The organism is Flavobacterium aestuarii (assembly GCF_040049115.1).
Classification (GTDB): domain Bacteria; phylum Bacteroidota; class Bacteroidia; order Flavobacteriales; family Flavobacteriaceae; genus Flavobacterium; species Flavobacterium aestuarii.
In genome coordinates this window covers 133,713-158,649 of the sequence record NZ_JBDLZZ010000008.1, presented here as the reverse complement: position 1 = coordinate 158,649, position 24,937 = coordinate 133,713, and the positions used below count along the sequence as shown (strand labels likewise).

Here is a 24,937-nt window from a genome sequence, read left to right as displayed (position 1 = left end):
TTGGTGTGCTTTCCATTTTGGAAATGAAAAAACGCTTACACTTTTCTAGTATTTTACTAAAAAAGAATAAACGTTTTTCTAAACCTTACAGTCTTATTATTTTGTCAAAAGCAATTCACGGTATTTAGTCAAAGTCCATAACTCATTGTCAACTAAAAGTTCCAGCTTATCACAATGATTTCTGATGATTTCAAAATATGGCTTCACATTATTGCAATAGGCTTCAGCCATTGCCTGCGCATCAGTCAAATTGTTGGCTTTTTTTCTTTCTTCGGTCATCTCTTCTACTTTAGAATTGATTCCTTCAATATGCCCAGAGATTTCTTTGATCAAAATAATCTGCTCCCTGGCTATAGATTCAAATTCTGAGCCAAAAATATTTTTCAGCCCTTTTACATTTTCAATTAATGTATTTTGATACTTAATAGCAGTTGGAATTACATGATTTTTAGAAATATCGCCCAATACTCTTCCTTCAATCTGGATTTTTTTAGTGTATTCTTCCAATTCAATTTCATAACGGGCTTCCAATTCTACATGATTCATGATATTCATTTCTCCAAACAGATCCACAGCCTGTTTCGAAGCTCTGGCTTTCAAGGCTTCGGGAGTAGTCTTAAAATTGCTCAAGCCTCTTTTTGTTGCTTCTTTTTGCCAAGCTTCACTGTAACCATCTCCTTCAAAAAGGATTTTTTTGGATTGCTTAATGTATTCTCTCAATACGTTAAAGATAGCATCATCTTTCTTCATATCTTTAGATTCAATCAAGACATCTACAGCCACTTTAAAATCTTTAAGCTGTTTTGCAACAATAGCGTTTAATGTTGTCATTGCATTAGAACAATTTGCAGATGAACCCACAGCCCTGAACTCGAATTTATTTCCTGTAAAAGCAAATGGTGAAGTTCTATTTCTATCTGTATTATCTAAAAGGACATCTGGAATTTTGCCCACAACATTAAGCTTTAAATCTGTTTTTTCCTCAGGAGATAATTTCCCAGTAGAAACACCTTCCAATTCGGCCAAAACTTTTGTCAGCTGTTCTCCGATAAAAACAGAAATAATTGCCGGAGGTGCCTCATTGGCTCCCAATCGATGATCGTTGCTAGCCGTAGCGATAGATGCTCTTAATAAAGCTTCATAATCATTTACCGCTTTTATGGTATTGATAAAAAATGTTAAAAACTGCAGATTAGTCATCGGAGTTTTACTTGGACTCAGCAAGTTTACACCGGTATCTGTAGACAATGACCAGTTATTATGTTTTCCAGAACCATTAACGCCTTTAAATGGTTTTTCATGAAATAATACTTTAAAGTCATGACGTTCTGCAACTTTATGCATTATATCCATCAATAAGCAATTATGATCTACTGCTAGATTAGCCTCTTCAAAAATAGGTGCAAATTCAAATTGATTTGGTGCCACCTCATTATGGCGGGTCTTTACAGGTATTCCCAGCAGCATACATTCCTGCTCTAGATCTCTCATATATGTTAAGGCACGAGTTGGTATCGAACCAAAATAATGATCATCAAGCTGCTGCCCTTTGGCCGAAGTATGGCCTAAGAGCGTTCTGCCAGTCATAATAAGATCGGGACGGGAATTAGCTAATGATTTGTCTATTAAAAAATATTCCTGCTCCCAGCCTAATGTTGCTGTGACTTTTTTCACGTTTTTATCAAAATATTTACAAATTTCAGTAGCAGCTTCATCCATAGCCGATAAAGCTCTCAGCAGCGGAATCTTATTATCCAAAGCTTCGCCTGTATAAGAAATAAAAATAGTTGGAATACACAGAGTTGTACCAAATATAAAAGCTGGAGATGTTGGATCCCAGGCAGTATAACCTCGTGCCTCGAATGTATTCCTGATACCGCCATTTGGAAAACTGGATGCATCTGGTTCCTGCTGTACCAATTGGGCTCCGCCAAATTTTTCTAACGGATCGCTTCCGTCATAAGATGTTTCAAAAAAAGCATCATGCTTCTCTGCCGTTGTGCCTGTAAGCGGCTGAAACCAATGTGTATAATGTGTAACTCCCTTACCCAAAGCCCACTCCTTCATTCCCATGGCAATATAATCTGCCAATTTTCTATCTATTTTGGTTCCATATTGAACCGCTCCCTGTACTGCCTTAAAAGCATCCGAAGTCAAATATTGCTTCATTGCTTTATCATTAAATACATTAGACCCGAAAAGTTCAGATTTTCTTCCTGATTCCTGAAAATCTATTAACTTTCTGTTTGAAGCTTCTTTTAAAGCCTGAAAACGAATTGACGACATATTCTATATCTTAAAAAATTAATATTGTACTGAATTAAAACACATACAAATATAAATTATTCTGCTCAACAAATAATTAAAGCGTTAATGAATAAATGAACTGTTAAATTGAACGGATATTATACAAAAAAAATGCTGAAAAAGCAGTGATTATTTATTTGAGTAATAAAATTCTTAATTAAAATTTAATATCAAAAAAACATACATTACGAATTTAATCATTATACCCCTCTAAAATTATTATTTTTCAAATATACCCCTCCTAAAATGCAGTAATATCAAAAATTAAAAACACTTAAATAAAAACCACCCCCCAATTTTATGACATAACCAAATTATTTTATATTTGCATCTGAAAAAAAACAAAAAAAAATAAATTATATTATTATGGCTAAAATAAAATTAGAGTATATCTGGCTAGACGGATATGAACCGACCCAAAACTTGAGAAGCAAAACTAAAGTTGAAGAACACGAAAACTTCAAAGGTACATTAGAAGAACTTGGAAACTGGTCTTTTGACGGGTCATCTACTAAACAGGCTGAAGGTGGATCTTCTGACTGTCTTCTTGTACCAGTTGCTATTTATCCAGATCCAACTCGTATTAACGGATACTTAGTAATGTCTGAAGTTATGTATGCTGATGGTACTCCACACCCTTCAAACGGAAGAGCTACTATTGACGATGAAGATGATGATTTCTGGTTTGGATTCGAACAGGAGTACTTTATCATGGATACTAAAACGCAGCTTCCTCTTGGATTCCCTGTTGGAGGTTACCCTGCTCCGCAAGGAATGTACTACTGTTCAGTAGGTGGAAAAAATACTCACGGAAGAAAATTAGTTGAAGAGCATGCAGATTTATGTATTGCTGCTGGAATCAACTTTGAAGGAATAAATCAAGAAGTTGCTTGTGGACAATGGGAATTCCAATTGTTTGCTAAAGGAGCTAAAAAAGCGGGAGATGAAATCTGGGTTGCTAGATATTTATTAGACCGTTTGACTGAAAAATATGGTTACTATATTGAGTATCACCCAAAACCACTTGGTGATACAGACTGGAATGGTTCTGGTATGCATGCTAACTTCTCTAACAATGTTCTTAGAACATGTGGTTCTCAAGAAGTTTACGAAAAAATCTGTGAGGCTTTCCGTCCTGTAACTGCTGAGCACATCGCTGTTTACGGAGCTTACAACGATCAGCGTTTGACTGGTAAGCACGAAACTGCTTCTATCCATGATTTCTCTTACGGTGTTTCTGACAGAGGATGTTCAATCCGTATTCCATTAATGACTGTTCAAAAAGGATGGAAAGGATGGCTGGAAGACAGAAGACCAGCTTCTAACGGTGACCCATACAAAATCGCTGCAAGAATTATCAAAACTGTTAAATCGGCTTTGTAATATTACATACATCAAAATGAAAAGTGCCTTCGTAATGGAGGCACTTTTTTTATTAAAACAAATTGCCATAACTTTAACAATTATCAACTGGAGTTTAGCAAATCAAATTTTACATTTGCAATACATTAAAAAAAACTATTATGACAACAGTCTGGATATTATTTATTGCTTTGATTTTTTTCATTCTCGCACTTGATCTGGGTGTTTTTAATAAAACTCCTCATGTTATCAGCACCAAAGAAGCCAGTAAATGGACAGCAATCTGGTTTACCTTATCTATGCTTTTCTCCGGAGTTGTCTATTGGCTTTACACCACCGAGTATGTTTCAAACCCAACTCAATTGAAGCCATCAATTGCAGCAATGAAATTTATTACGGGTTATCTGATAGAATTATCTTTGAGTATCGATAACATTTTTGTGATTGCATTAGTATTTGCTTCTTTCAAAATACCTAAAAAATACCAGCATCGCGTTTTATTCTGGGGAATCTTAGGAGCTGTTGTGTTTAGAGGCCTGATGATTTATTTTGGCGTTTTGATAATTAATAAATTTACATGGGCAACCTACATCTTTGGAGCATTCTTGATATTTACTGCCTTAAAAATGTTATTTACTTCCGACGAAAATGAATTTAATCCAAAGAAATCTATCATTTATAAAATACTTGGAAAAATAATTCCTATAACCCATCATACTGAAAAAGAACATTTTTTTATAAAAACCGAAAAAGGAAATACCGCCACCCCTTTATTTGTAGCATTAATTGTTATCGAAGTTATGGACGTGGTTTTTGCAGTAGATAGCGTTCCAGCCATCTTAGCCATCACTGCCGATCCTTTCTTAGTTTTCAGCTCCAATATTTTTGCTATTTTAGGCCTTCGTTCGTTATATTTTTTCCTTGCCAATATGCTGGAAAAATTCAGCCATCTGGAGTACAGCCTGATTGCTATTTTGAGTTTTGTTGGACTTAAAATGCTGCTTCACGATTATATTGAAGTTCCTGAATGGGCGTCACTTGGATTTATCGCATTGGCTCTTCTTATTGGAGTATTGGTTTCTTTACAAATAAGCAAAAAGGAGGAGACAGCATCAAGGAAAGATAATTCATAAATCTATATTGAAAAACTATTAGACATAAAAAAAGGAAATCGAAAGATTTCCTTTTTTACTTACTAAAAAATTAAAAAAATTGACAATGAAATAATAAGAAATTATTTAATTAAAAATATAAGAAAAAACATTAATATTAATTACTTTTGTTATACAAAAATTCTAAATTAATTATTATGAAAAAAAAATATCTCTATGTAGTTCTTTTATTACTTTCCAATTTATTAGCCGTAGGACAAACAGTTACTCTAACGCCAACAACAGTAAATGGGGCAAGTGTAAGTACTGGACCAATCAATTTGGGCTCTGTTAATAGCTCGACTATCTTATTATCTGCTAAAGTAGCATTAAAAACTGCACCCAGTGATAGCAAGCCTGGCACCATTACTATATATTCTCAAAAAAGTGCCTCATCTTCTCCTATTGCTCCGACGGGAGGTAAAGGCGGAGAGCTACTTTTTTTAGGAACTACATCAGCAGAAAGAACTTTTACAATTTCACTAGAATTTTCAAATTTCGATCCAAGTGGCGGTGTTATTTATGCAGAGTATAAAACGTATTCTGGTACAATATATAAAAGTGATCCTATTTCAGTTATAAGACAAGCTAGCAGTACTGGGGGAGGAATACCCGCTAATGCTCCAAATCCAGCAAACATCGCAAATACTATTTGTTGTAACCAAACAGTAAGACTTGGTGACAAACCAGATCCAATAGTTGGTTCACAATATGCAAATCCATATGAAAATTATAGTTACGGTATTTCCTCTTCATACAGCATCAATAGTAGTCTACCATTTGAAATAGATAAAATTAATAAAACCTTAAATTTCGACTATACAACTGCGCTTAAAAATATTACAATTACAAGAGGTTTAGGTTATAGTTCCACTGTTAACCACACAAATAAAAGTAATACTGTAACAATTACTGTGGTTCCTTCTCCAATACTTTTAAATGAAATTTCAGTGAACGCTTCGGTTGATCCAAATGGATTTTTCGAAATCTCAAACACAAACCCAAAAACTATAACTGGAATAACTAAAACGAGACAGCAACAAGGAGAAGTGAATTTAAATATTTTACAAGATCCTTCACATATTTCACAATCAGGTGACACTTTTACAGCAATTGAAAGATTTGAATGGGAATATATAAAAACTGACGAAAGAGGCTTTATTTACAACGGTAGTTGGACTACAATTGAAAATGAAAACTCCGCCATATTAAATTATTTTTCACCAGAAAATATTCCAAACACGGGAGATAATTTTTTTCTTCTTAGAAGAATTGCAATTTATAAAAATATAAGAAGGGCTAGTAATTTATTAAAAATAATACTCAGAAAAGTTAGTGATAACAATATAATTTGTTGTGATCAAATTCTAGCCGAGGACACAACTTTAAAACAGATTGAAAAAACTTCCATAATCACTGGTTCCACACCATCTATTGATAAATTAAGCCCAGATATCACAGATTTTCAACTTGCAAGTATTACATATCAATGGCAAAGTCAATCAATAACAAATGGTAGACCAAATATATATGGAACTTGGTCAAATATACAGGGAGCAACATCAAAAGATTATCTTCCATTGCCTCTACAATATATTATAGTTACGACCAGATATGGAGAAAGTTTACAGGTTCAAACTACCTATAACTATAGAAGAATTACTACGATAAACTATTATTATACAATTAACAATACGGGTAGTTATAAATTAGGCAACAAAGTATCTTATAGTAATGAAATAAACATAAAATCAGAAATACTATATGCTTCCCCAACATTAATTGTCTATCCAAATCCTGCAACTTCAATCATATATGTTGAAAACAAAAGAACCGATTATATATTAGCCACCTCTAAAATAAACATTGTTAATATTATGGGAACATTAGTAAATTCAAATAATTTTTCAATAATAAATCCAAACTTAATAAGTATTGATGTTTCAAATTTAATAATTGGAACATATTTCATCAACATCCAAACTGATCGACCGAGAATAGGAAGAAATAATCAAATAGGTTTTATAAAAACTAATTAAACAATAAAAAAAATAAGTATAAAAAAAGGAAATCTTTCGATTTCCTTTTTGTGTTTTAAAACTAATTACTAATTTAATCTTATAACTTTACTATCATCAATATTATATTTTTTGATAACAGCATTATAATCTGAAAAATCATTTTTATTTGCTGATTTACTTGTAAAACTTCCTGGCACAATAACAACTCTAAATGTTTGATTATCTAAAAATTCCGGAGTGGTTTCTAAATCATAATTTGCTCTAACATAGATCTTAAAATCTTTTCTACTGAAATCATAATCATAATCTAATTCACGATCATTTTCTAAATATATAGTCCTAGGAATCAATTGCCAAACAGGTGTATTAGCATCAAGTGAGCCAACCAATCTATAAATCAGTACTGTACTAGCATCACTTATAAAAGGATTAAATGTTCCAGAAATATTAAAACCATCATCATTATTGTATCCAAAATCTTTATTAAAAATTTCAAAAACTGCACTAGTAAATCCCGGATCTCCTTTTGGCCCTTGCTCTCCATCATAACCATCAAATCCAGGAGGCCCTTCTGGTCCAGTGCACCCTTGAAAACCAAACATTCCTATAACCGCTAAAAGTGTAATTATTTTTTTCATCTTATTTATATTTTAAAGTTCGATAAAGGTATTTCAAAAATCAAGCCAAAAAATTATTTATTTAGATTTCAGTCAAAATAAATTAAAGCTCAAAGCTACTAAACTAAAAAACTTCAAGAATATTTTATAAAAAATTGAACTTTAATCCACACAAAAAATATGATACATGTACTCTATTGGTTTTTACAAATAACCCCGCTCACGGGGTTGTAGACGCCACGAACGGGGTTAGGAACGCCGTCAATGGCGTTCTGGACGCCATGAATGGGGTTGTACAACCCCGCCGACGGGGTTCCTAACGCCACTGGCGGGGTTAAAGATGCTATTGGCGGGGTTCGGAACCCCGTCATCGGGGTTAAAGTCAACAAATACGGTGGCTATCATTAGTAAAATCTTTCTAGATTTTGCCAATAACCTGAACTCGATTATTAATTATATATAAACATTTCGCTCCTCTGGAGCTGTAGCAAACTTAATACTTGTTGGTTTCTATAAATATTCTGCCACTCTGTGGCTAAACTTTGGTTATTTCTAACAAAATCCAAGCTCCGTAGGAGTGTCATGTTTATAGAAAAACAGATTTTTATAGTATCTGAGCTCCAGAGGAGCGAAATATAGTATTAATCGAGCTCAGGTCAATATGTACAGCTTTATCAATTTGTCACCAAAAAAAAAATACCCTTTTGAAAACCAATCTCCAAAAGGGCATATTTATAATATTTTTAGTTCATCGATTTTAAAATACAGCTAAATCTTAGAAGCTTCCATCTGATTATCCATTTTGCAATTGCAGGAATATTACATATTGCTTACAACTGCTAAAACTATTTTTCTACGGATTAATCAAGACACCATTGCTTTTTAAAACTTTACTAAAAAAAAGTACCTGATAAGGCAATGCATTCTCCCAGTATTCCCAAGTATGTGCGCCTGGTCTTTCGGTATAATCATGCGCCACTTTATTGTATACTAATCTTCTATGCAATTCTCTGTTGGGTTCAATAAGAAAATCATCGACACCACAATCGATAATCAGTGCCAGTTTATTAGCTTTGATTTTATCAATCATTCCCATTACTGCATTTTGATCATATAAATTCTGATTAGTACTTTGATCCCCAAAAACAGGCTGTATTAATTTTAGTATCTGATCATTAGGCTCCCTGCCTAACATTGTTCCCATATCAACCGCTCCGCTCATGCTTCCTGCTGCACAAAACAGCTCCGGGTGTTTAGCCGAAAGATACAAAGCACCGTGACCTCCCATAGAAAGTCCTGCAATGACACGGCCTTTTTTATCATTAATGGTTCTATAGGTTTTATCAATCTTCTGGATTACTTCTGAGGTGATGTAGGTTTCAAACTGACTGCCTTTATTCACAGGGCTGTCTAGATAAAAGCTGAATGTTTCGCCTTCCGGCATTACAATTATAATATTATATTGATCTGCTAAATTCTTAACAGTCGTTTTATTGGGAGTACTGGAAAGCCAATCTGAAAAATGTCCGTAAGCTCCGTGCAAAAGATAAAGTACTGGATAAGCAGCCTTTCCTTTGGTGTATGAGTTGGGCAAAACTACAGCTGCTTTATAAGTTTTATTCATTGCAGCACTAGGAATCTGCAAAGTATCTACCGTTGAGGCGAAAGACGAAATAGTATTGCCTAATAAAAAAGCAATACCTATTACAAGTAATTTTTTCATATTATTTTTTTATGATGTTGAATCGTAAATATACGATTTCCTAAGACAAAAAAATAACTTACATTACTGAAAACATTACTCAATAAGAGATTTTAATTCTTGCCTGTACTGCGAAGCGCTTTTGCCTGTAAAGGCTTTAAAAGATTTATTAAAATGGCTAAAATTGTTAAAACCGCTTTCAAAACATATTTCAGTAATACTTTTGGTATTCTCAGATAAGAGTTTTGAAGCGTGAACCAGACGATAATCGTTTACAAAATTAGTAAAGGTCTTGTTGGTTATTTTTTTAAAATACCTGCAGAAAGAGGGGGTTGTCATACTCACCATGTTTGAAACAGTTTCCAGCTGGATGGGTTCCTGAAAATTATCTTTTACATAATTAAAAACGACATTAATCCTATCATTGTCCTGCACCTGCAATTCTAGGGCAAAACCATCTGCATTTAAAATAGTGTATTCGTTACTTACTCCAAGATCATTCAAGATTCTGATCATTCGCAACAATCGGTCAAAATTAGACCGCCTTTCCATCTCTTCAATAATTGGAGCAATTTTTTTTAAGGTTTCTTTACCAAAAGCGATTCCTCCTTTTGCTTTCTGAAAAAGCTGTTGAATATTTTTGAGTTCTGGCACATTCAAAAACTCGCTTCCTAAAAAATCAGCAGGCATTTGGATAACAATTTCATTTTTATTACCTGTTTTTTCATCGGTAAAACCACAATGAGGCAGATTACTTCCAATTAATACCAGATCTCCATCTGAATAATAAGAGATATGGCTTCCTATCTGTCTTTTTCCTGAGCCCCCGTTTACAAAAACCAATTCAATTTCGGGATGGTAATGCCATAAATCGGATTTACAATTAGCGTTTTCGACATATTTTGTAAAAGTAAAAGAACTTCCAAAAGCTGGCGTAATAATTTCTAGCGTCGGACTTATTTTTTTCATGTGTATCTATTTTGAAAAGTCACTCAAATTTACCACAAAAGAGTTCTATATTACCTAATTTTAACATATATCGTTTTCGTAAAGTTAAAATAGCACACATATTGGAAAATTCCGTTGCGTTGTGCAATCCATTAACCTATTACATTTGTAAAAGAAATTTAAACTAATAATTTAAAAAAACAGAATATATGAAAACGATCTTAAAACTTAGCCTAGCAGTATTAGTTGCAATGACAACAATGAATACGTATGCAATCAATGGTGATATATTATTGAATGTAAAAACTGTTAACGGTAAAGAAATCAGCTTTGCAATAAATCAGCTTCAAAAAGCAAATGTTACGATTACTGATAGATTCCATAACGTAATTTATACAGAAATGGTAACTGGAAAAGCGGGTATTGCAAAAACTTATAGCTTAGAAGAATTTCCAGCTGGTACTTACTTTTTGGAAATAGAAACTAACACTAAAAAAGTAACTCATGAAATTACTGTTACAAGAGAAGCATCAATTTTATCAAGAAGATCAATCCAAGATCAAAATATAGCTGCAAACTAAGCAGATTACCTTTTAGGTCTTACTAATTCAAACAAAAAACAGCTCCATTTCAGAGCTGTTTTTTGTTTTGAAAATATTTCAGAATATTTTAAAACTACATATTCCTTCTATACTGCCCTCCTACTTCAAACAAAGCTTCGGTAATCTGTCCTAGAGAACACACTTTTGCAGCTTCCATTAAATGCTCAAATAAATTATCTCCTTTTATTGCAGCTTCCTGAAGAATATTCAAATGTTCTTTTACCAAATCGGCATGGCATAGATGCAGATTATTGAGCATTGTAATCTGATACTGCTTTTCTTCTTCGGTGGCACGGATTACTTCTGCAGGAATTACCGTTGGAGAACCTTTTGAACTTAAGAATGTGTTTACACCCACAATTGGAAATTCGCCAGTATGTTTCAAGGTTTCATAATACAGGCTTTCCTCTTGAATTTTAGAACGCTGATACATCGTTTCCATGGCACCAAGTACTCCGCCACGCTCTGTAATCCGGTCGAATTCTTTTAAAACCGCTTCTTCGACCAAGTCCGTAAGTTCTTCAATAATGAATGACCCCTGGATTGGATTTTCATTTTTTGCCAGACCCAATTCTTTATTAATAATCAGCTGGATTGCCATTGCTCTTCGCACAGATTCCTCTGTTGGTGTTGTAATTGCTTCATCATAAGCATTGGTATGCAATGAGTTGCAATTGTCATATATCGCATACAAAGCCTGCAAAGTGGTGCGGATATCGTTAAAATCAATTTCCTGTGCATGTAAAGAACGACCCGATGTCTGAATATGGTATTTCAGCATCTGGGCTCTTTCATTGGCACCGTATTTATTTTTCATGGCTTTCGCCCAAATTTTACGAGCTACACGACCTATTACTGCATACTCTGGATCGACACCATTGGAAAAAAAGAACGATAAATTTGGCCCAAAATCGTTAATATCCATGCCACGGCTCAAATAATATTCTACGTAGGTGAATCCGTTGGCAAGAGTAAAAGCCAGCTGAGTGATAGGGTTGGCACCTGCCTCGGCAATATGGTAACCTGAAATAGATACTGAGTAAAAGTTTCTGACATTTTGTGCAATAAAATATTCCTGAACATCACCCATCAGACGCAGTGCAAATTCTGTAGAGAAAATACAGGTATTCTGGGCCTGATCTTCTTTTAAAATATCAGCCTGAACGGTTCCTCTTACTTTTTTAAGCGTTTTGGCTTTAATTTTTTCATAAACCTCCAAAGGCAAAACCTGATCTCCCGTCACTCCCAAAAGAAACAGTCCTAAACCATTGTTTCCTTCAGGTAAATCTCCCTGGTAATGTGGACGCTCAATGCCTTTTGCCTCATAAATTTTATTGATTTTATCTACAGCCTCATCCTCAAGATTATTTTCCTTAATATAATGCTCACACTGCTGATCGATAGCTGCATTCATAAAAAATGCAAGAAGCATCGGTGCTGGCCCATTAATCGTCATACTTACCGATGTCATTGCATGAACTAAATCAAATCCTGAATACAGTTTTTTAGCATCATCCAGACAGCAGATTGAAACTCCCGCATTTCCTATTTTACCATAAATGTCAGGCCGTAAATGCGGATCATTTCCATATAAAGTAACACTGTCAAAAGCAGTAGAAAGCCTCTTGGCTGGCAACCCTGCGCTTACATAGTGAAAACGTTTATTGGTTCTTTCAGGCCCGCCTTCGCCGGCAAACATGCGTGACGGATCTTCGCCTTCCCGCTTAAACGGATATAAACCAGAAGCAAATGGAAATTCTCCAGGTACGTTTTCCTGCAGGCACCAGCGCAGAATATCGCCCCATGCCTTGTACTTAGGCATCGCAACTTTTGGAATCTGAGAATGTGACAGCGACTCGGTATGTGTATCCATTTTTATTTCCTTGTCACGGACTTTAAAAGTATAAACCGGATTTTTATACTGGCTCACTTTTTCGTCCCAATTAAGAATCATTTCCCAATTATAGGGATCGAGATCCATTTTTACTATATCAAATTGGTTCAGCAGAAGATTGATAAAAATTTTATTATCATCATGTTCTTTTAAAGCACTTGGGAGTACCGATTCTTCCTCAATTCCAGCTTTGTTAATCACAGGAACTTTTCCGGAAACACTTTCCAGCGTTTTAAAAATCCCGTATAATTTCTGGGCCACCTGCTCCTGACTCAAAGCAATGGCATCGTATTTCCTGTTATTTTCGGCAATTTCAGATAAATAACGCGTTCTGTGAGGGGGAATCACGAAGATTTTCTCGCTCATTTCGCGGGTAATTTCAAAAGCTGATTTTAGATCCGAACCTGTTTTTTCAACAATTTTATCCATGATGGATTTATACAAAGTATTCATCCCCGGATCATTGAATTGTGAAGCAATCGTTCCAAAAACCGGCATTGCATCTGGATTGACATCCCAAAGATTATGATTGCGCTGGTATTGTTTTTTCACATCGCGAATAGCATCCAAAGCACCGCGTTTATCAAACTTATTCAAAGCCACCAGATCAGCAAAATCAAGCATGTCGATTTTTTCCAATTGAGTTGCTGCGCCAAATTCGGGTGTCATTACATATAAAGAAACATCTGAATGATCCATTATCTCGGTATCAGATTGGCCAATTCCCGAAGTTTCCAGAATTATGATATCATATTTAGCTGCTTTCAAAACTTCAATAGCTTCTGCAACATATTTGGACAAAGCCAAATTGGATTGGCGCGTAGCCAGCGAACGCATATATACACGAGGATTATTTATCGCATTCATACGGATTCTGTCTCCCAATAATGCACCGCCAGTTTTACGTTTCGAAGGATCTACAGAAATTAACCCAATTGTTTTTTCGGGAAAATCGATTAAAAATCGGCGGACTAATTCGTCAACCAATGATGATTTTCCTGCACCGCCAGTTCCTGTAATACCAAGAACTGGAATTTTTGATGTTTTATTTTTTTCATGAATAACATCAAAGAAAGGTTTTGCAATTTCTGGAAAATTCTCGGCGGCCGAAATTAACCGTGCAATAGCCGTTGGCGTTTTGCTTTCAATTAAATCCAGTTCATTGGATAATTTATCTCCGATAGGAAAATCAGAACGTTCAACTAAATCATTGATCATTCCCTGCAGTCCCATCGCACGCCCATCATCGGGAGCATATATTCTGGTAATTCCGTAAGCTTGCAATTCTTCTATTTCAGATGGCAGGATTACACCTCCGCCTCCGCCAAAAATTTTAATATGCCCAGCGCCTTTTTCTTGAAGCAGATCATACATGTATTTAAAATATTCATTATGTCCTCCTTGGTAGGAAGTCATTGCAATAGCATTAGCATCTTCCTGAATAGCGGTACCGACCACTTCCTCTACACTTCGGTCATGACCAAGGTGAATTACCTCAACTCCTGTGGACTGAATAATCCTTCTCATTATGTTTATTGCTGCATCGTGACCGTCAAAAAGTGATGCGGCAGTTACAATTCGGACTTTATTTACGGGCACATAAGGTTTTACTAATTCCATTTTATGAATATGATAATTTAATAGCGCAATTTACATAAATTTTAAAATAAAAATTAAAAAAATAGACATAAAACACAAAATATGACAACAATGTTTTTTATTGAGAAAACTAGGCTGTTTTCACAAAAAATTGGTATTTTCGAGTTCTAGCCCAATAAAAATGATTTAAGATTTTTAATTAACGATATTCGATTTTTGAACTTATAAAAGTTGTAAAAAGCAGCTGCCTTCGAGTCTGGCAGTATAAAATCTAGAATCAGAAAATCGTTCATCATCTTTCAAAAATCCATAAAAATTGCTCCTAATTATTTTAGAAATTTAAAGAAATGCAAAAAATTACTATACTTATCCATTGTGAAGACAAAAAGGCGATTATTGCGTCGGTTACCAATTATATAGCATCGATTGATGGAAATATCATTTATCTTGACCAGCATGTTGATGCCGATGAAAATGTGTTTTTTATGCGGTTAGAGTGCGAGTTTAGCAGAACCAATTGGAATATTGAATCTATTAAAAGTCACTTTCAAGAGAATCTCGCCACTCCTTTTAACATGACCTGGGCGATGTACCCTCAGGATCAAAAACCAAAAATGGCATTGTTTATATCTAAATACGATCATTGCTTATATGACATATTGGGACGTTACTGTGCTGGTGAACTGCCTCTCGAAATTCCATTAATTATTAGCAATCACGAAGATTTAAAACCTGTTGCCGAACGTTTTAATATTCCGTTTTACCATGTTCCTTTCACTAAAGACAGTAAAGAAGAAGGCGAAAAAACACAGATCGAATTATTAAAAAAGTTTGATATTGATTTTATTGTCCTTGCCCGTTATATGCAGATTATTACTCCAAATCTGATTTCTCTTTACAAAAACAGGATTATTAATATACATCATTCATTTCTTCCTGCGTTTCCAGGCGCAAAACCGTATCACTCGGCATTCAAGCGCGGAGTAAAAATTATTGGTGCCACAAGCCATTATGTTACCGAAGAACTGGACGAAGGCCCGATTATAGAACAGGATATTTCGAGAGTTTCTCATAGCCACTCCATTGAAGATTTTATTATGAAAGGACGTGATTTGGAACGCATAGTACTCGCTAGAGCTATAAAATTACATGCCGAAAGAAAAACGATGGTGTATAATAATAAGACGGTTGTGTTTTCCTGATTATTTTTCAGTTTTATTTTAATGAAAAACTGATTTAAAAAAACATTTGCCTTTTTTTAGGAAAATTTCAAACTCATAAAACTGTTGTTTTATCTACATTTGGAAAAAAATAAAAACAAAAATGAAAAAAGCCCTGCTCCTGCTCTTATTCCTGCCTGCAATCTGTAATGCACAATTAAAAGATATATTAAAAAAAGCAACCGATAAAGCGGCTGCAATTACAAAATCAAACAGCAGTCTGGATATTGCTGCCGGTTTAAAAGAAGCTCTTAATAAAGGTATAACTGAACAAGTATCGAAACTCACCGCAATTGATGGTTTTTATAAAAACGAAGCTGTAAAAATTTTAATGCCCGAAGAATTAGCCAAACTTGACAAGACTTTGCGAAAAATGGGAATGTCCAAATTAGCTGATGAAGGTATTTTAGCATTAAACAGAGCCGCAGAAGATGCTGTAAAAGAAGCAACTCCAATATTTGTATCAGCAATTAAAAACATAACCATAACAGACGCCAAAGGTATTCTGCTTGGAAATGATAATGCTGCAACGGTATATCTGCAATCGGCTACGACAACTTCGCTCTATGCAAAATTTAACCCAGTAGTGCAGCAATCGATTGGCAAAGTGGGCGCCGATGTTATATGGACAAAGATTATAAAACAATACAACACGATTCCGTTTGTTGCCAAAGTAAATCCTGATCTTACTGATTATGTAACAAATAAAGCATTAGACGGCGTTTTTAAAATGATTACCGTTGAAGAAAAAAACATCAGAACCAATCTCAACGCCAGAACTTCGGAAGTTTTGAAAAAGGTATTTGCCATGCAGGATACAAATAAAAGCGTTCAGGCCAACTAATTTTTCTTCAAAAAAATATCAGAATTTTAATATGTTAAAATTAATTTGAAAACTTAACTTTTGCAGATTAACTAATAACAATTCCTTAACAGCGATACATAAACATTATACTGATCTTTGCAATGTAATAAACTGGTTATTTATTATTTTGGTTTTGGTTAGTTATAAAATTGCCTGCATCTATATGGTGCAGGCATTTTTTATTTATGAGTATTCTAAATTTATTTAGCTGTATGTATAAAAGACAAAACTGCAGTATTAAAAGCATTGGGCTGTTCTACATTTACTACATGCCCGCAATTTTCGATTACAAATAACTGGGATGATTTATAATGACTTTCTACTACTTTACGAACTGCCGGCAGAAACATATAATCTTCTTCCCCCATCACATAAAGAGTTGGTATATTTAGTTCTACTTGCCGAAACCACTTTAGGACAGGATTTATCTCAGCAGTCAGCTTAAACCATTTAATAAATTCTTTCTGGTATAATTTTTTTGCTTCGGTAATAAATAGCGATCGGGATTGCTTATGGCTTTTTTTGGGCATTATCACAAAAGCGAAAAACCTGTATAAAACCAAGTAAGGCAAAACATATTTAAATGTATTTCCTAGGCGCATTAATACTTGAGAACGAAAATTCATTTTCAAAATCGCACCTCCCATAATCATGCTTTGCACTCTCTCAGGATACATTTCGGCCAATTGACGAATAAGAATCGTTCCTAAAGATATTCCAACAAAATGTGATTTCTCTATTTTCAGATAATCCAGAACTTCGAGAATATCGTGAGCCAGAGCTGAAAAAGTATATTTTTGTCTGAAAGCGGTTTTCAAGGTTGTTTTGGATTCTCCATGACCTCTTAAATCCAATAACAGAATATTGTAGCTTTTTTTAAAATCTCTGATTTGTTTGAACCAAATAGAGGAACTTCCCCCAGCCCCATGGACAAATGTCACCCATTGGTCACTGCTGTTGTTCTTATATACCGTATAATTAATCACTTAGTTTTCTTTTGCTGAAGCAAAGATATATTTTTTTTTAATAGTTCTCCACATCGTGATGCGCCACTTGATAACTATCACAATCTGAAACAATCTTGTTTTTTTTATCAGATGCTTTTGTGCAGGTATTTAAAATAATTCAAAGCTCTAATCAATCGGCTTCCATACCACGAAAACATTTCACCATCTACCAAAATAACTTTGGCATTAACAGCTTCTTTTATAATTTCGAATCCATCCTCTGCCTTAAATGGAAACGGTTCTGATGAGAGCAGAACCAAATCCAGGTTTCCATCCTTATCGATTTGATCAAGTGCAATTTCAGGATACCGTTCCTGCGAAGCATAATAATTCCGAAAGTGATTCAGCTTCAATAACTCATCGATAAAAGTTCCTGAACCAGCAGCCATATAAGGATTTTTCCAAATAAAATAAGCCACATTCCTGATTGGAAAATCTTGAATAAAATTTTTAAAATCGCTCAAGGCAAAAGTCAATTTATCGTTCCATTTCCGGGCTTCGGTTCTTCGGTTAAAGAGCTGTCCAAAGTCGGTTATCATTTGAAAATTATCTTCGACAGTAAAAATATCAGTTACCCATACTGGGCATATTTTTTTTAACTCGTCCACAATTTCCTTAGTATTCTCTTCTTTATTGCAAATGATAATATCGGGATTGAGCAAACGGATTTTCTCGTAATTCACTTTCTTAGTGCCTCCGACTATTTTTTTTGTAGATTTCAAATGATAGGGATGTACACAAAACTTAGTGATACCTACGATATTTTCCTCCAAACCCAAATCATAAAGCAATTCGGTTTGGGAAGGTACGAGTGAAATAATCCGCTCAGGTGAAGATCCAAATGTATGAGTTTCTCCGAGCTGGTCTATGAATTGTTTCATTTTTAAATATTGGCTCAAAAGCCTGATATTGCTTAAAGCTGTTTAACAATAACCATTAAACAGCTTTCAACTTTTAAACAATTTAAACTTTTAAACCCTTTAAGATTTCCTCCATTTCCTGCTGCATTTTCAATGCTTCCGCTCTTGCTGCTTCGGCAAAATCAGTTCCATTGGATGCATAAATAATGGCGCGCGAAGAGTTAATCAGCAATCCCACATTGTCATTGATTCCGTATTTGCAAACTTCTGAAAGGCTGCCACCCTGTGCGCCAACGCCTGGAACTAATAAAAAACTATCTGGAACAATTTTACGGATTTCGGTAAAATATTCTGCTTTGGTAGCACCAACTACATACATTAAGTTTTCGGAATTCTTCCAGGTTTTGGATGTTTCCAGCACATGTTTGTAAACTTCTTTTCCATTTACTTGCAAAGTCTGAAAATCAAAAGCGCCCTCATTAGATGTCAGAGCCAGCATTATGGTATGCTTATTTTCAAACGCTAAAAAAGGTTCAACTGAATCTTTCCCCATATATGGAGCGACAGTTACGCTGTCAAAATTCAAATCCTCAAAAAAGGCTTTGGCATACATAGAAGATGTATTCCCAATGTCACCTCTTTTTGCATCGGCGATTGTAAAAATTTCCGGGTAGTTTTCGTTGATATAATTTATGATTTTCTGCAAAGAGGCCCAGCCCTTTAGTCCATAAGCTTCAAAAAAAGCAATATTAGGCTTGTAAGCTGCCGTTAAATCGTGTGTTGCATCGATAATCGCTTTATTGAATTCGAAAATCGGGTCTTCGGTTTCTAATAAATGCTTGGGAATTTTATTCAAATCAACATCTAAACCTACGCATAGAAATGATTTTTTGATTTTGATCTGATCGGAAAGCTGTCGTGTTGTCATGGCAAATTTAGTTGTGTGGCAAATTTACAAACTAGAATCTAAAAATACTTGAAATTTTGCAACATTCCTGAGCAATTATATAAGCCTAAAGATTATGAAGCAGCATAGATTTGTAAAAACAATCATGGGGATGATTCTAAAAGTTGTAAAACAGGTTACTAATTTTTAAAACAAAAACATTATGAACACTACAGAAATTAAAGGAAACTGGAATGAAATAAAAGGAAAACTTAAGCAAGAATATGCTGATCTGACTGATGACGATTTGTTGTATGAAGAAGGAAAAGAAGACGAAATGTATGGAAAAATCCAAAAAAGAATCGGCAAATCGAAAGATGAAATTACAAAATGGATTGCTGATTTGTAATTAACTGTTTTTCAGTCAATAAAATTGAACTGTCTATACTTTTTTACTAATTTCTAATTTTTTTTAGGGGTTATTAATTTTTTATAGGCAGTTCTCTATTCACAACATGACAGGCTTTATTTACATTAATGATCCAAAATTATTTTAATGAACCTAGATTTTACCTGAACATTCTATTCTGCCCGCATTGCCATAATTATTATGGCTTTTTGTATTTTATAACATATAAAAATCATAAGTTCATATGATTTATTAATTCAAAACAAAAATGATTTATATACTAGTCAATACTGGTTCTTCAAGTTATCAGACAAAAATGAAGCTATTAAAGACTTGCTAATCAGATAAAATATTAAATACAAAAAACAGCTGAATAAATTAACGAACAAAAGTCTACAATTTATTACAATATTTTTAATTACTTTAGTAACAAATAATTTTGATTATGAGAATATTTATTAAATTCGATTTTAACAATATCTGCAAGAAGATTCTCGAGGAAAAACTTGAAGAATGCCAAATAAAACATAGGATTCTGGGTTTTGGAGAAGTTGAATTTTTAGAAAAAATAACAGCATCAAAAATGGATCAGTTTAGTGAATCATTAGGCAGGTATGGAATTGAAATAGTCGAAAACCAAAAAACCATATTGATACAAAAAATCAAGGATACAATAGTAGACATGGTTTTTAATGAGGATGCTAATGTAAATGTAAAAAGTTCGGTCTATCTGGCCGATAAGCTCAATCATTCCTATGGCTACTTATCCAATATTTTTTCGGAAGTAACATATACGTCGATAGAGAATTTTATAATTCTGCAGAAAATAGAATATACAAAACAATTAATTATTAACAATCAGTTATCGTTAACAGAGATAGCATTTAAGCTCAATTATTCCAGTGTTGCACATTTAAGTTCACAGTTTAAAAACACTACTGGTATAACACCTTCGGCCTTTCAAAGAATTATAAACAAACGAAGGGAAATTGCCTCTAACAAATAAAACAAATAAAAATATGCAGCACGATTCTATACTTATTACACTAGCAGATGACGATGAGGATGACAGATTATTTTTTATTGATGCTTTCGAAGAATTAAAAATCAATACAATTGTCAACACCGTCAACAATGGCAGAGAGCTGATGAATTACATTAATAATCCAGAAACAATCTTGCCCAACATCATTTTTTTAGATTTAAATATGCCAATTTTAAACGGAATTGAATCTTTGAAAGAAATAAAAGCAAATGACCGGTTCAAAGACATTGTAATAGCTATTTATTCTACCTCGTCATCGGATCAGGATGTAGAAGATACATTTATTTTGGGAGCAAATATATATATTAAAAAACCCAACAATTTTGACAATCTAAAAAAAGTATTATCAGAGATAGTTACAATCAATTGGCAATATCATACTAGCGGCTTAAACAAAGATACCTTTTTGCTCAGAATATAATTCCAACTAATAATTTTATGAAATACAATAGACATCAATCTTCAATTTATCATAAAATTATATTTACAGTAAGCTTATTTATATTATTTTTTATTAGTGTGCTGACTGTAAAGCACATTAATAATATTTCTAATTCTACCAAACTGCTCATATACACTTATGAAGTAAATCTGGAATTGGAACATTTATTCTCCAATATAAAGGATTCTGAAAACAACATGAGAGGCTATATTATCTCAAGAGACAACCTTTATTTAATACTTTACAAAAATGACATAAAAAGCATAAACAGCTCTTTTTCAATACTTAGAAAACTAACTAGGAACAATGCCGTACAGCAAAAAAATTTAGAGTCATTGTACAAAATGATAAATAAAAGGCATGAACATATTGCCAAATATTACAATCTGAATCAAAATGCTGATTTTTTAAAAAATTATGATTTCAAAAAGGATTTCAGGGAAAGCAGCAAGCTTTTGATTGACATTAGAATTAAATTAAATGAGATGGTTCATAATGAAAAATCAAGTTTAAGTGTACAGAATTCTATATATGACAGGCAGATATATTTTACCCCAATTATAACTTTAGGTATATTATTCATAACTCTTTTACTGCTTATTTTTGCATATTATCAAACCACAAAAGATATTGAAAAACTTCAGACCGCAAATGTCAAATTAAATAAATCCCAGTTTTTAAGCAATAAAGCAGAAATTCTTTCTGAATTTGGAACCTGGGAATGGAACTTAAGCAATAATGAAATCATTTATTCTGACAACTCCTATCGTATATTTGGCATTGAACCTCAGTCTATTGAATCATACCAAGAAAAATTCAAAAAATTTGTGCATCCTGAAGATGTAACAGCTGTAGATACCCTTTTTGAAAAATTTGCAGCAGGCGAAGACTTGCCACACACTTCTTTCAGAATTATTAAACCTAATGGAGAAACACGTATTTTGAGATCTGTGGGGAAATTATTTACTGATGAATTGGGTAACAAAACAGTATTAGGAGTAACTGCAGATATTACTGATGAGCACAATAAAAACGAATTATTAAAAAGCAATTACGAAGATTTACTCAAAGTAAACAACCAATTGGAAATCTTCGAAGAGTCAAGCAAACAGGCTGAAATCATAGGAAAGTATGGCAGCTGGATTTTAAATTTTGATACTTCAACCGTCAAATATTCAGACAATAGATACAGATTACTGGGATACGAACCTCAATCTTTTGAAGCATCCATTGATAACTTATTTGAATTTGTCCATCCAGAAGACAAAAAAAATGTTGACAAAGCATTTAAAAAAGCTTTAAACACAATGGAGCTTCCATCTATAAATTACAGAGTAATTACTAAAGATGGAAAGATCAGGCACTTTAGAACCATAGCAAAATCATTTACTGATTTGAGAGGCACTCAAAGCATGATTGGAACCACAAGAGATGTTACCGAAGATTATAATAAGAGCTTGCAATTAAAACAGCGTAACAAAGAATTAGAAAAACACATCAAAGAACTGGACGAATTTAATCAGGTTGCCAGCCATGATTTACAAGAGCCTTTGAGGAAAATCCAGACTTTTATTTCGCGGATTAATGAGAAAGAAAAAGAAAACCTTACTGATCTTGGCAAGGAATATTTATCAAAAATGGAAATTGCATCCAATAGAATGCGTGTGTTAATTGACGATCTGCTGCAATATTCCAAGGCAAATAGATCAGAAAAAAACTTAGTAAAAACTGATCTAAATGAAATATTGCGCGAAAGTTTAGCCGAAGTATCACAAAGCATAGAAGATAAAAAAGCAATTATTCATTATACACAATTACCAACAATTGATGGTATCTCTTTCCAGATGCAGCAGCTTTTTTCTAATTTATTAAGTAATTCATTAAAATACTCAAAAGCTGATGTACCTCCTGTCATTACAATTGACTGCACAGAAGTTACTGCAAAAACCGAAGTTATATTAAATGACAAAAGCGCAAAAAAATACTACAGAATAAATTTCACTGACAATGGAATAGGTTTTGAACAAGAACATGCCAAAAAAATATTTCTGCTATTTAACCGCCTTCATGGCAAAACCGAATACCACGGAACAGGTGTTGGACTGGCTATCTGCGAGAAAATTGTAGAAAATCATAAAGGATATATTTTTGCAAACGGCCAGCCTAATGAAGGGGCAACCTTCTCCATTTACTTCCCTATCCCAATACCATAAAGGCTTATATGGAAATAATATAAGACATAAAATAAATTATATAATGCATTTTATCTGCCTCACAATGAACTTTGTACAAAAAGAAAAGGCGATGAAAAACCTGCATATTTCACAATACATCCGCTACAATTTAATCCTGTCTGTTGTAATATTTTGTATTTTATCCTGTTCACATCAAGAAAAAGATTATAATTATTCGATTTATAAAATAGAATCTGCCAAAGAAGATCCAATAATCGATTTCCGCACAATTGACTGCCTCAATGAATCCAATCAGAAAGCAATTGAACTCTCAAGTGCATCCTTACGATTAACGAAAGACCTGCCTACGCTTCAGCTTCTATTAAAAATAAAAAGAGACAATAAAAAAATTAATTCGGATTTTGAGAGATTGGCAAATGATAATTTAATAATAATTCCAAAACTTATATATCGAACGGATATTGATGATTCGATCAGCCACGAAAGCCGCGAATATTATATGCTTAAAAAATTAGAAACCGAGATTAAAAATCAAATTACAACATTTGACAGTATTGAAAAAAAAACTAAAAATACTGATTTCAAAGTTTTTGCTATGCAGTCAAAAAAAATATTAGCAGACAATAATAGCGCGTTAAAAACACTTTTTAAATAATCTAATGAGCTCTTTCAAACCATATATTATTTCTCTTTTCAAAGTTATCAAAAATGCGATAAATAATTTTTCGGAACATAAAGTTCTAAAAATGAGTGCAGCCTTATCCTATACAACCATGTTTTCGATGGGGCCATTGCTATTGGTAATTTTATTTTTATCAGATCTGTTTTGGGGACGAGAAGCTACAGAGGGAACAATATATAACCAAATTAAAAACTTTGTAGGACCGTCGAGCGCAGCCCAGATTCAGACAATAATAGAAAATCTGAGCATATCAGACAAAGGAAATCTAGCTGGGATTATAGGCATAATCACTTTGTTAATAGGTGCAACATCAGTATTTGCTGAAATTCAGGATTCTATCAATACCATTTGGGGCATCAAACCCAAAAAACAATCTGGATTCTGGCTGTATCTAAAATCACGATTGCTTTCCTTTGGAGTAATAGGAAGCTTCGGATTTATTTTACTCGTATCGCTGGGAATTTCAACCATAATGGATACATTGGGCGACCGGTTTTTATCCAGGTTCTCAGACTCGCTATTTTATCTAATCTATATAATCAATGCCTTGATGACTTTTATTGTTATTTCACTTTTGTTTGGAGCTATATTCACGATCTTGCCAGATGCCGAAATAAAATGGAAACAAGTCCGGTTAGCCTCTTTCACAACGGCAATATTATTTATGATCGGGAAATTTTTAATTTCTTTTTACATTGCCAGCTCAGATATTCAAAACATATATGGCACTGCAGGCTCGTTCGTAGTATTGATGATTTGGGTATACTATTCATCTGTCATACTTTATTTTGGTGCAGAGTTTGCCAAGAGTTATGCAATACAGTTCTCAAGCGCGATTGTTCCGTCAGAATTTGCCGATTTAGTGCATTCGGTTGAAATTGTTTCTGAAGAGCCAACCCTTCAAAAAGCACAAAAAGAGCTGCAGGCAATTAAATTACAAAATCCGCAGAAATAAAATCTTTTTCTTTCAATAACACAAACCTTCCCAATATTCGGAAGGTTTTTTTATGTTTTTAATACAGTTTTAGTGTTAATGGAAATTATATAAAACAACAAAAATATCATATAACAGGAGAAACTCCCTAGTTATGCAACTTTGTATCATTAGAAATCAATAAATAAA

General features: G+C 33.7%; 20 protein-coding genes. 12 read left to right on the top strand and 8 right to left on the bottom strand.

Translation table 11 applies throughout. The annotated features are described in order from the left end of the window. Window positions 1-96: 96 nt before the first annotated feature. Window positions 97-2,286 carry a glutamine synthetase III family protein gene (locus tag ABEG11_RS10945; RefSeq protein WP_348824206.1) on the bottom strand — a complete coding sequence of 730 codons (2,190 nt, stop codon included), beginning with the start codon at window positions 2,284-2,286 and terminating at the stop codon, window positions 97-99. A gap of 387 nt (window positions 2,287-2,673) precedes the next feature. On the opposite strand from ABEG11_RS10945, the gene ABEG11_RS10940 reads away from it, so the two are divergent. The 3 genes from ABEG11_RS10940 to ABEG11_RS10930 all read left to right on the top strand — a co-directional run bounded on the left by ABEG11_RS10940 (window position 2,674) and on the right by ABEG11_RS10930 (window position 6,859). Continuing rightward, window positions 2,674-3,690: a glutamine synthetase beta-grasp domain-containing protein gene (locus tag ABEG11_RS10940; protein ID WP_348824205.1), complete on the top strand. Its 1,017-nt coding sequence runs from the start codon at window positions 2,674-2,676 to the stop codon at window positions 3,688-3,690. A gap of 140 nt (window positions 3,691-3,830) precedes the next feature. Continuing rightward, window positions 3,831-4,802 (top strand): TerC family protein, encoded by a 972-nt coding sequence (locus ABEG11_RS10935; protein ID WP_348824204.1) that lies wholly within the window; start codon window positions 3,831-3,833, stop codon window positions 4,800-4,802. Window positions 4,803-4,978: 176 nt separating this feature from the next. Then, a complete protein-coding gene (locus tag ABEG11_RS10930) occupies window positions 4,979-6,859 on the top strand; it encodes a T9SS type A sorting domain-containing protein (RefSeq protein ID WP_348824203.1) in 1,881 nt (626 codons plus the stop codon). A gap of 68 nt (window positions 6,860-6,927) precedes the next feature. On the opposite strand, the gene ABEG11_RS10925 is transcribed toward ABEG11_RS10930, so the two are convergent. From ABEG11_RS10925 to ABEG11_RS10915, 3 genes are all read right to left on the bottom strand, one after another. Beyond that, window positions 6,928-7,479, bottom strand: coding sequence for a collagen-like triple helix repeat-containing protein (locus ABEG11_RS10925; RefSeq protein ID WP_348824202.1), 552 nt, complete (start codon window positions 7,477-7,479; stop codon window positions 6,928-6,930). A gap of 832 nt (window positions 7,480-8,311) precedes the next feature. After that, window positions 8,312-9,181, bottom strand: coding sequence for an alpha/beta hydrolase (locus tag ABEG11_RS10920; RefSeq protein WP_348824201.1), 870 nt, complete (start codon window positions 9,179-9,181; stop codon window positions 8,312-8,314). Window positions 9,182-9,256: 75 nt separating this feature from the next. After that, window positions 9,257-10,129, bottom strand: coding sequence for an AraC family transcriptional regulator (locus tag ABEG11_RS10915; protein ID WP_348824200.1), 873 nt, complete (start codon window positions 10,127-10,129; stop codon window positions 9,257-9,259). 188 nt (window positions 10,130-10,317) lie between these two features. Here ABEG11_RS10915 and ABEG11_RS10910 point away from each other — a divergent pair, with 188 nt between their 5' ends. Then, the gene (locus tag ABEG11_RS10910) at window positions 10,318-10,689 is read left to right on the top strand and encodes a T9SS type A sorting domain-containing protein (RefSeq protein ID WP_348824199.1); all 372 of its coding nucleotides are present in this window, start codon (window positions 10,318-10,320) and stop codon (window positions 10,687-10,689) included. Between the two features lie 94 nt (window positions 10,690-10,783). On the opposite strand, the gene ABEG11_RS10905 is transcribed toward ABEG11_RS10910, so the two are convergent. Next, a complete protein-coding gene (locus ABEG11_RS10905; protein WP_348824198.1) occupies window positions 10,784-14,224 on the bottom strand; it encodes a methylmalonyl-CoA mutase family protein in 3,441 nt (1,146 codons plus the stop codon). A 326-nt stretch (window positions 14,225-14,550) separates the two neighbouring features. Here ABEG11_RS10905 and purU point away from each other — a divergent pair, with 326 nt between their 5' ends. After that, window positions 14,551-15,405, top strand: coding sequence for a formyltetrahydrofolate deformylase (purU, locus tag ABEG11_RS10900; RefSeq protein WP_348824197.1), 855 nt, complete (start codon window positions 14,551-14,553; stop codon window positions 15,403-15,405). 121 nt (window positions 15,406-15,526) lie between these two features. Further along, window positions 15,527-16,267 (top strand): DUF4197 domain-containing protein, encoded by a 741-nt coding sequence (locus ABEG11_RS10895; protein WP_348824196.1) that lies wholly within the window; start codon window positions 15,527-15,529, stop codon window positions 16,265-16,267. Window positions 16,268-16,488: 221 nt separating this feature from the next. Here the strand turns inward: ABEG11_RS10895 and ABEG11_RS10890 are convergent, their stop codons facing one another. From ABEG11_RS10890 to pyrF, 3 genes are all read right to left on the bottom strand, one after another. After that, window positions 16,489-17,274: an alpha/beta fold hydrolase gene (locus ABEG11_RS10890; RefSeq protein ID WP_348824195.1), complete on the bottom strand. Its 786-nt coding sequence runs from the start codon at window positions 17,272-17,274 to the stop codon at window positions 16,489-16,491. A 107-nt stretch (window positions 17,275-17,381) separates the two neighbouring features. Continuing rightward, window positions 17,382-18,176, bottom strand: coding sequence for an ABC transporter substrate-binding protein (locus tag ABEG11_RS10885; protein ID WP_348824194.1), 795 nt, complete (start codon window positions 18,174-18,176; stop codon window positions 17,382-17,384). A gap of 82 nt (window positions 18,177-18,258) precedes the next feature. Then, a complete protein-coding gene (gene pyrF / locus ABEG11_RS10880) occupies window positions 18,259-19,083 on the bottom strand; it encodes an orotidine-5'-phosphate decarboxylase (protein WP_348824193.1) in 825 nt (274 codons plus the stop codon). Window positions 19,084-19,264: 181 nt separating this feature from the next. Between pyrF and ABEG11_RS10875 the strand changes: the two genes are divergently transcribed. The 6 genes from ABEG11_RS10875 to ABEG11_RS10850 all read left to right on the top strand — a co-directional run bounded on the left by ABEG11_RS10875 (window position 19,265) and on the right by ABEG11_RS10850 (window position 24,769). After that, window positions 19,265-19,450 carry a CsbD family protein gene (locus ABEG11_RS10875; RefSeq protein ID WP_348824192.1) on the top strand — a complete coding sequence of 62 codons (186 nt, stop codon included), beginning with the start codon at window positions 19,265-19,267 and terminating at the stop codon, window positions 19,448-19,450. Window positions 19,451-19,895: 445 nt separating this feature from the next. Beyond that, window positions 19,896-20,456, top strand: coding sequence for a helix-turn-helix domain-containing protein (locus ABEG11_RS10870; protein ID WP_348824191.1), 561 nt, complete (start codon window positions 19,896-19,898; stop codon window positions 20,454-20,456). A gap of 13 nt (window positions 20,457-20,469) precedes the next feature. Continuing rightward, entirely contained in the window at window positions 20,470-20,916 is a 447-nt protein-coding gene (locus ABEG11_RS10865; protein ID WP_348824190.1) for a response regulator, read from the top strand. 17 nt (window positions 20,917-20,933) lie between these two features. Continuing rightward, window positions 20,934-23,150: a PAS domain-containing protein gene (locus ABEG11_RS10860; RefSeq protein WP_348824189.1), complete on the top strand. Its 2,217-nt coding sequence runs from the start codon at window positions 20,934-20,936 to the stop codon at window positions 23,148-23,150. Window positions 23,151-23,241: 91 nt separating this feature from the next. Beyond that, window positions 23,242-23,787 (top strand): hypothetical protein, encoded by a 546-nt coding sequence (locus ABEG11_RS10855; RefSeq protein ID WP_348824188.1) that lies wholly within the window; start codon window positions 23,242-23,244, stop codon window positions 23,785-23,787. A 4-nt stretch (window positions 23,788-23,791) separates the two neighbouring features. Then, on the top strand, window positions 23,792-24,769 hold the full coding sequence (locus ABEG11_RS10850; protein ID WP_348824187.1) for a YihY/virulence factor BrkB family protein: 978 nt from the start codon (window positions 23,792-23,794) through the stop codon (window positions 24,767-24,769). The last annotated feature ends 168 nt before the right edge of the window (window positions 24,770-24,937 follow it).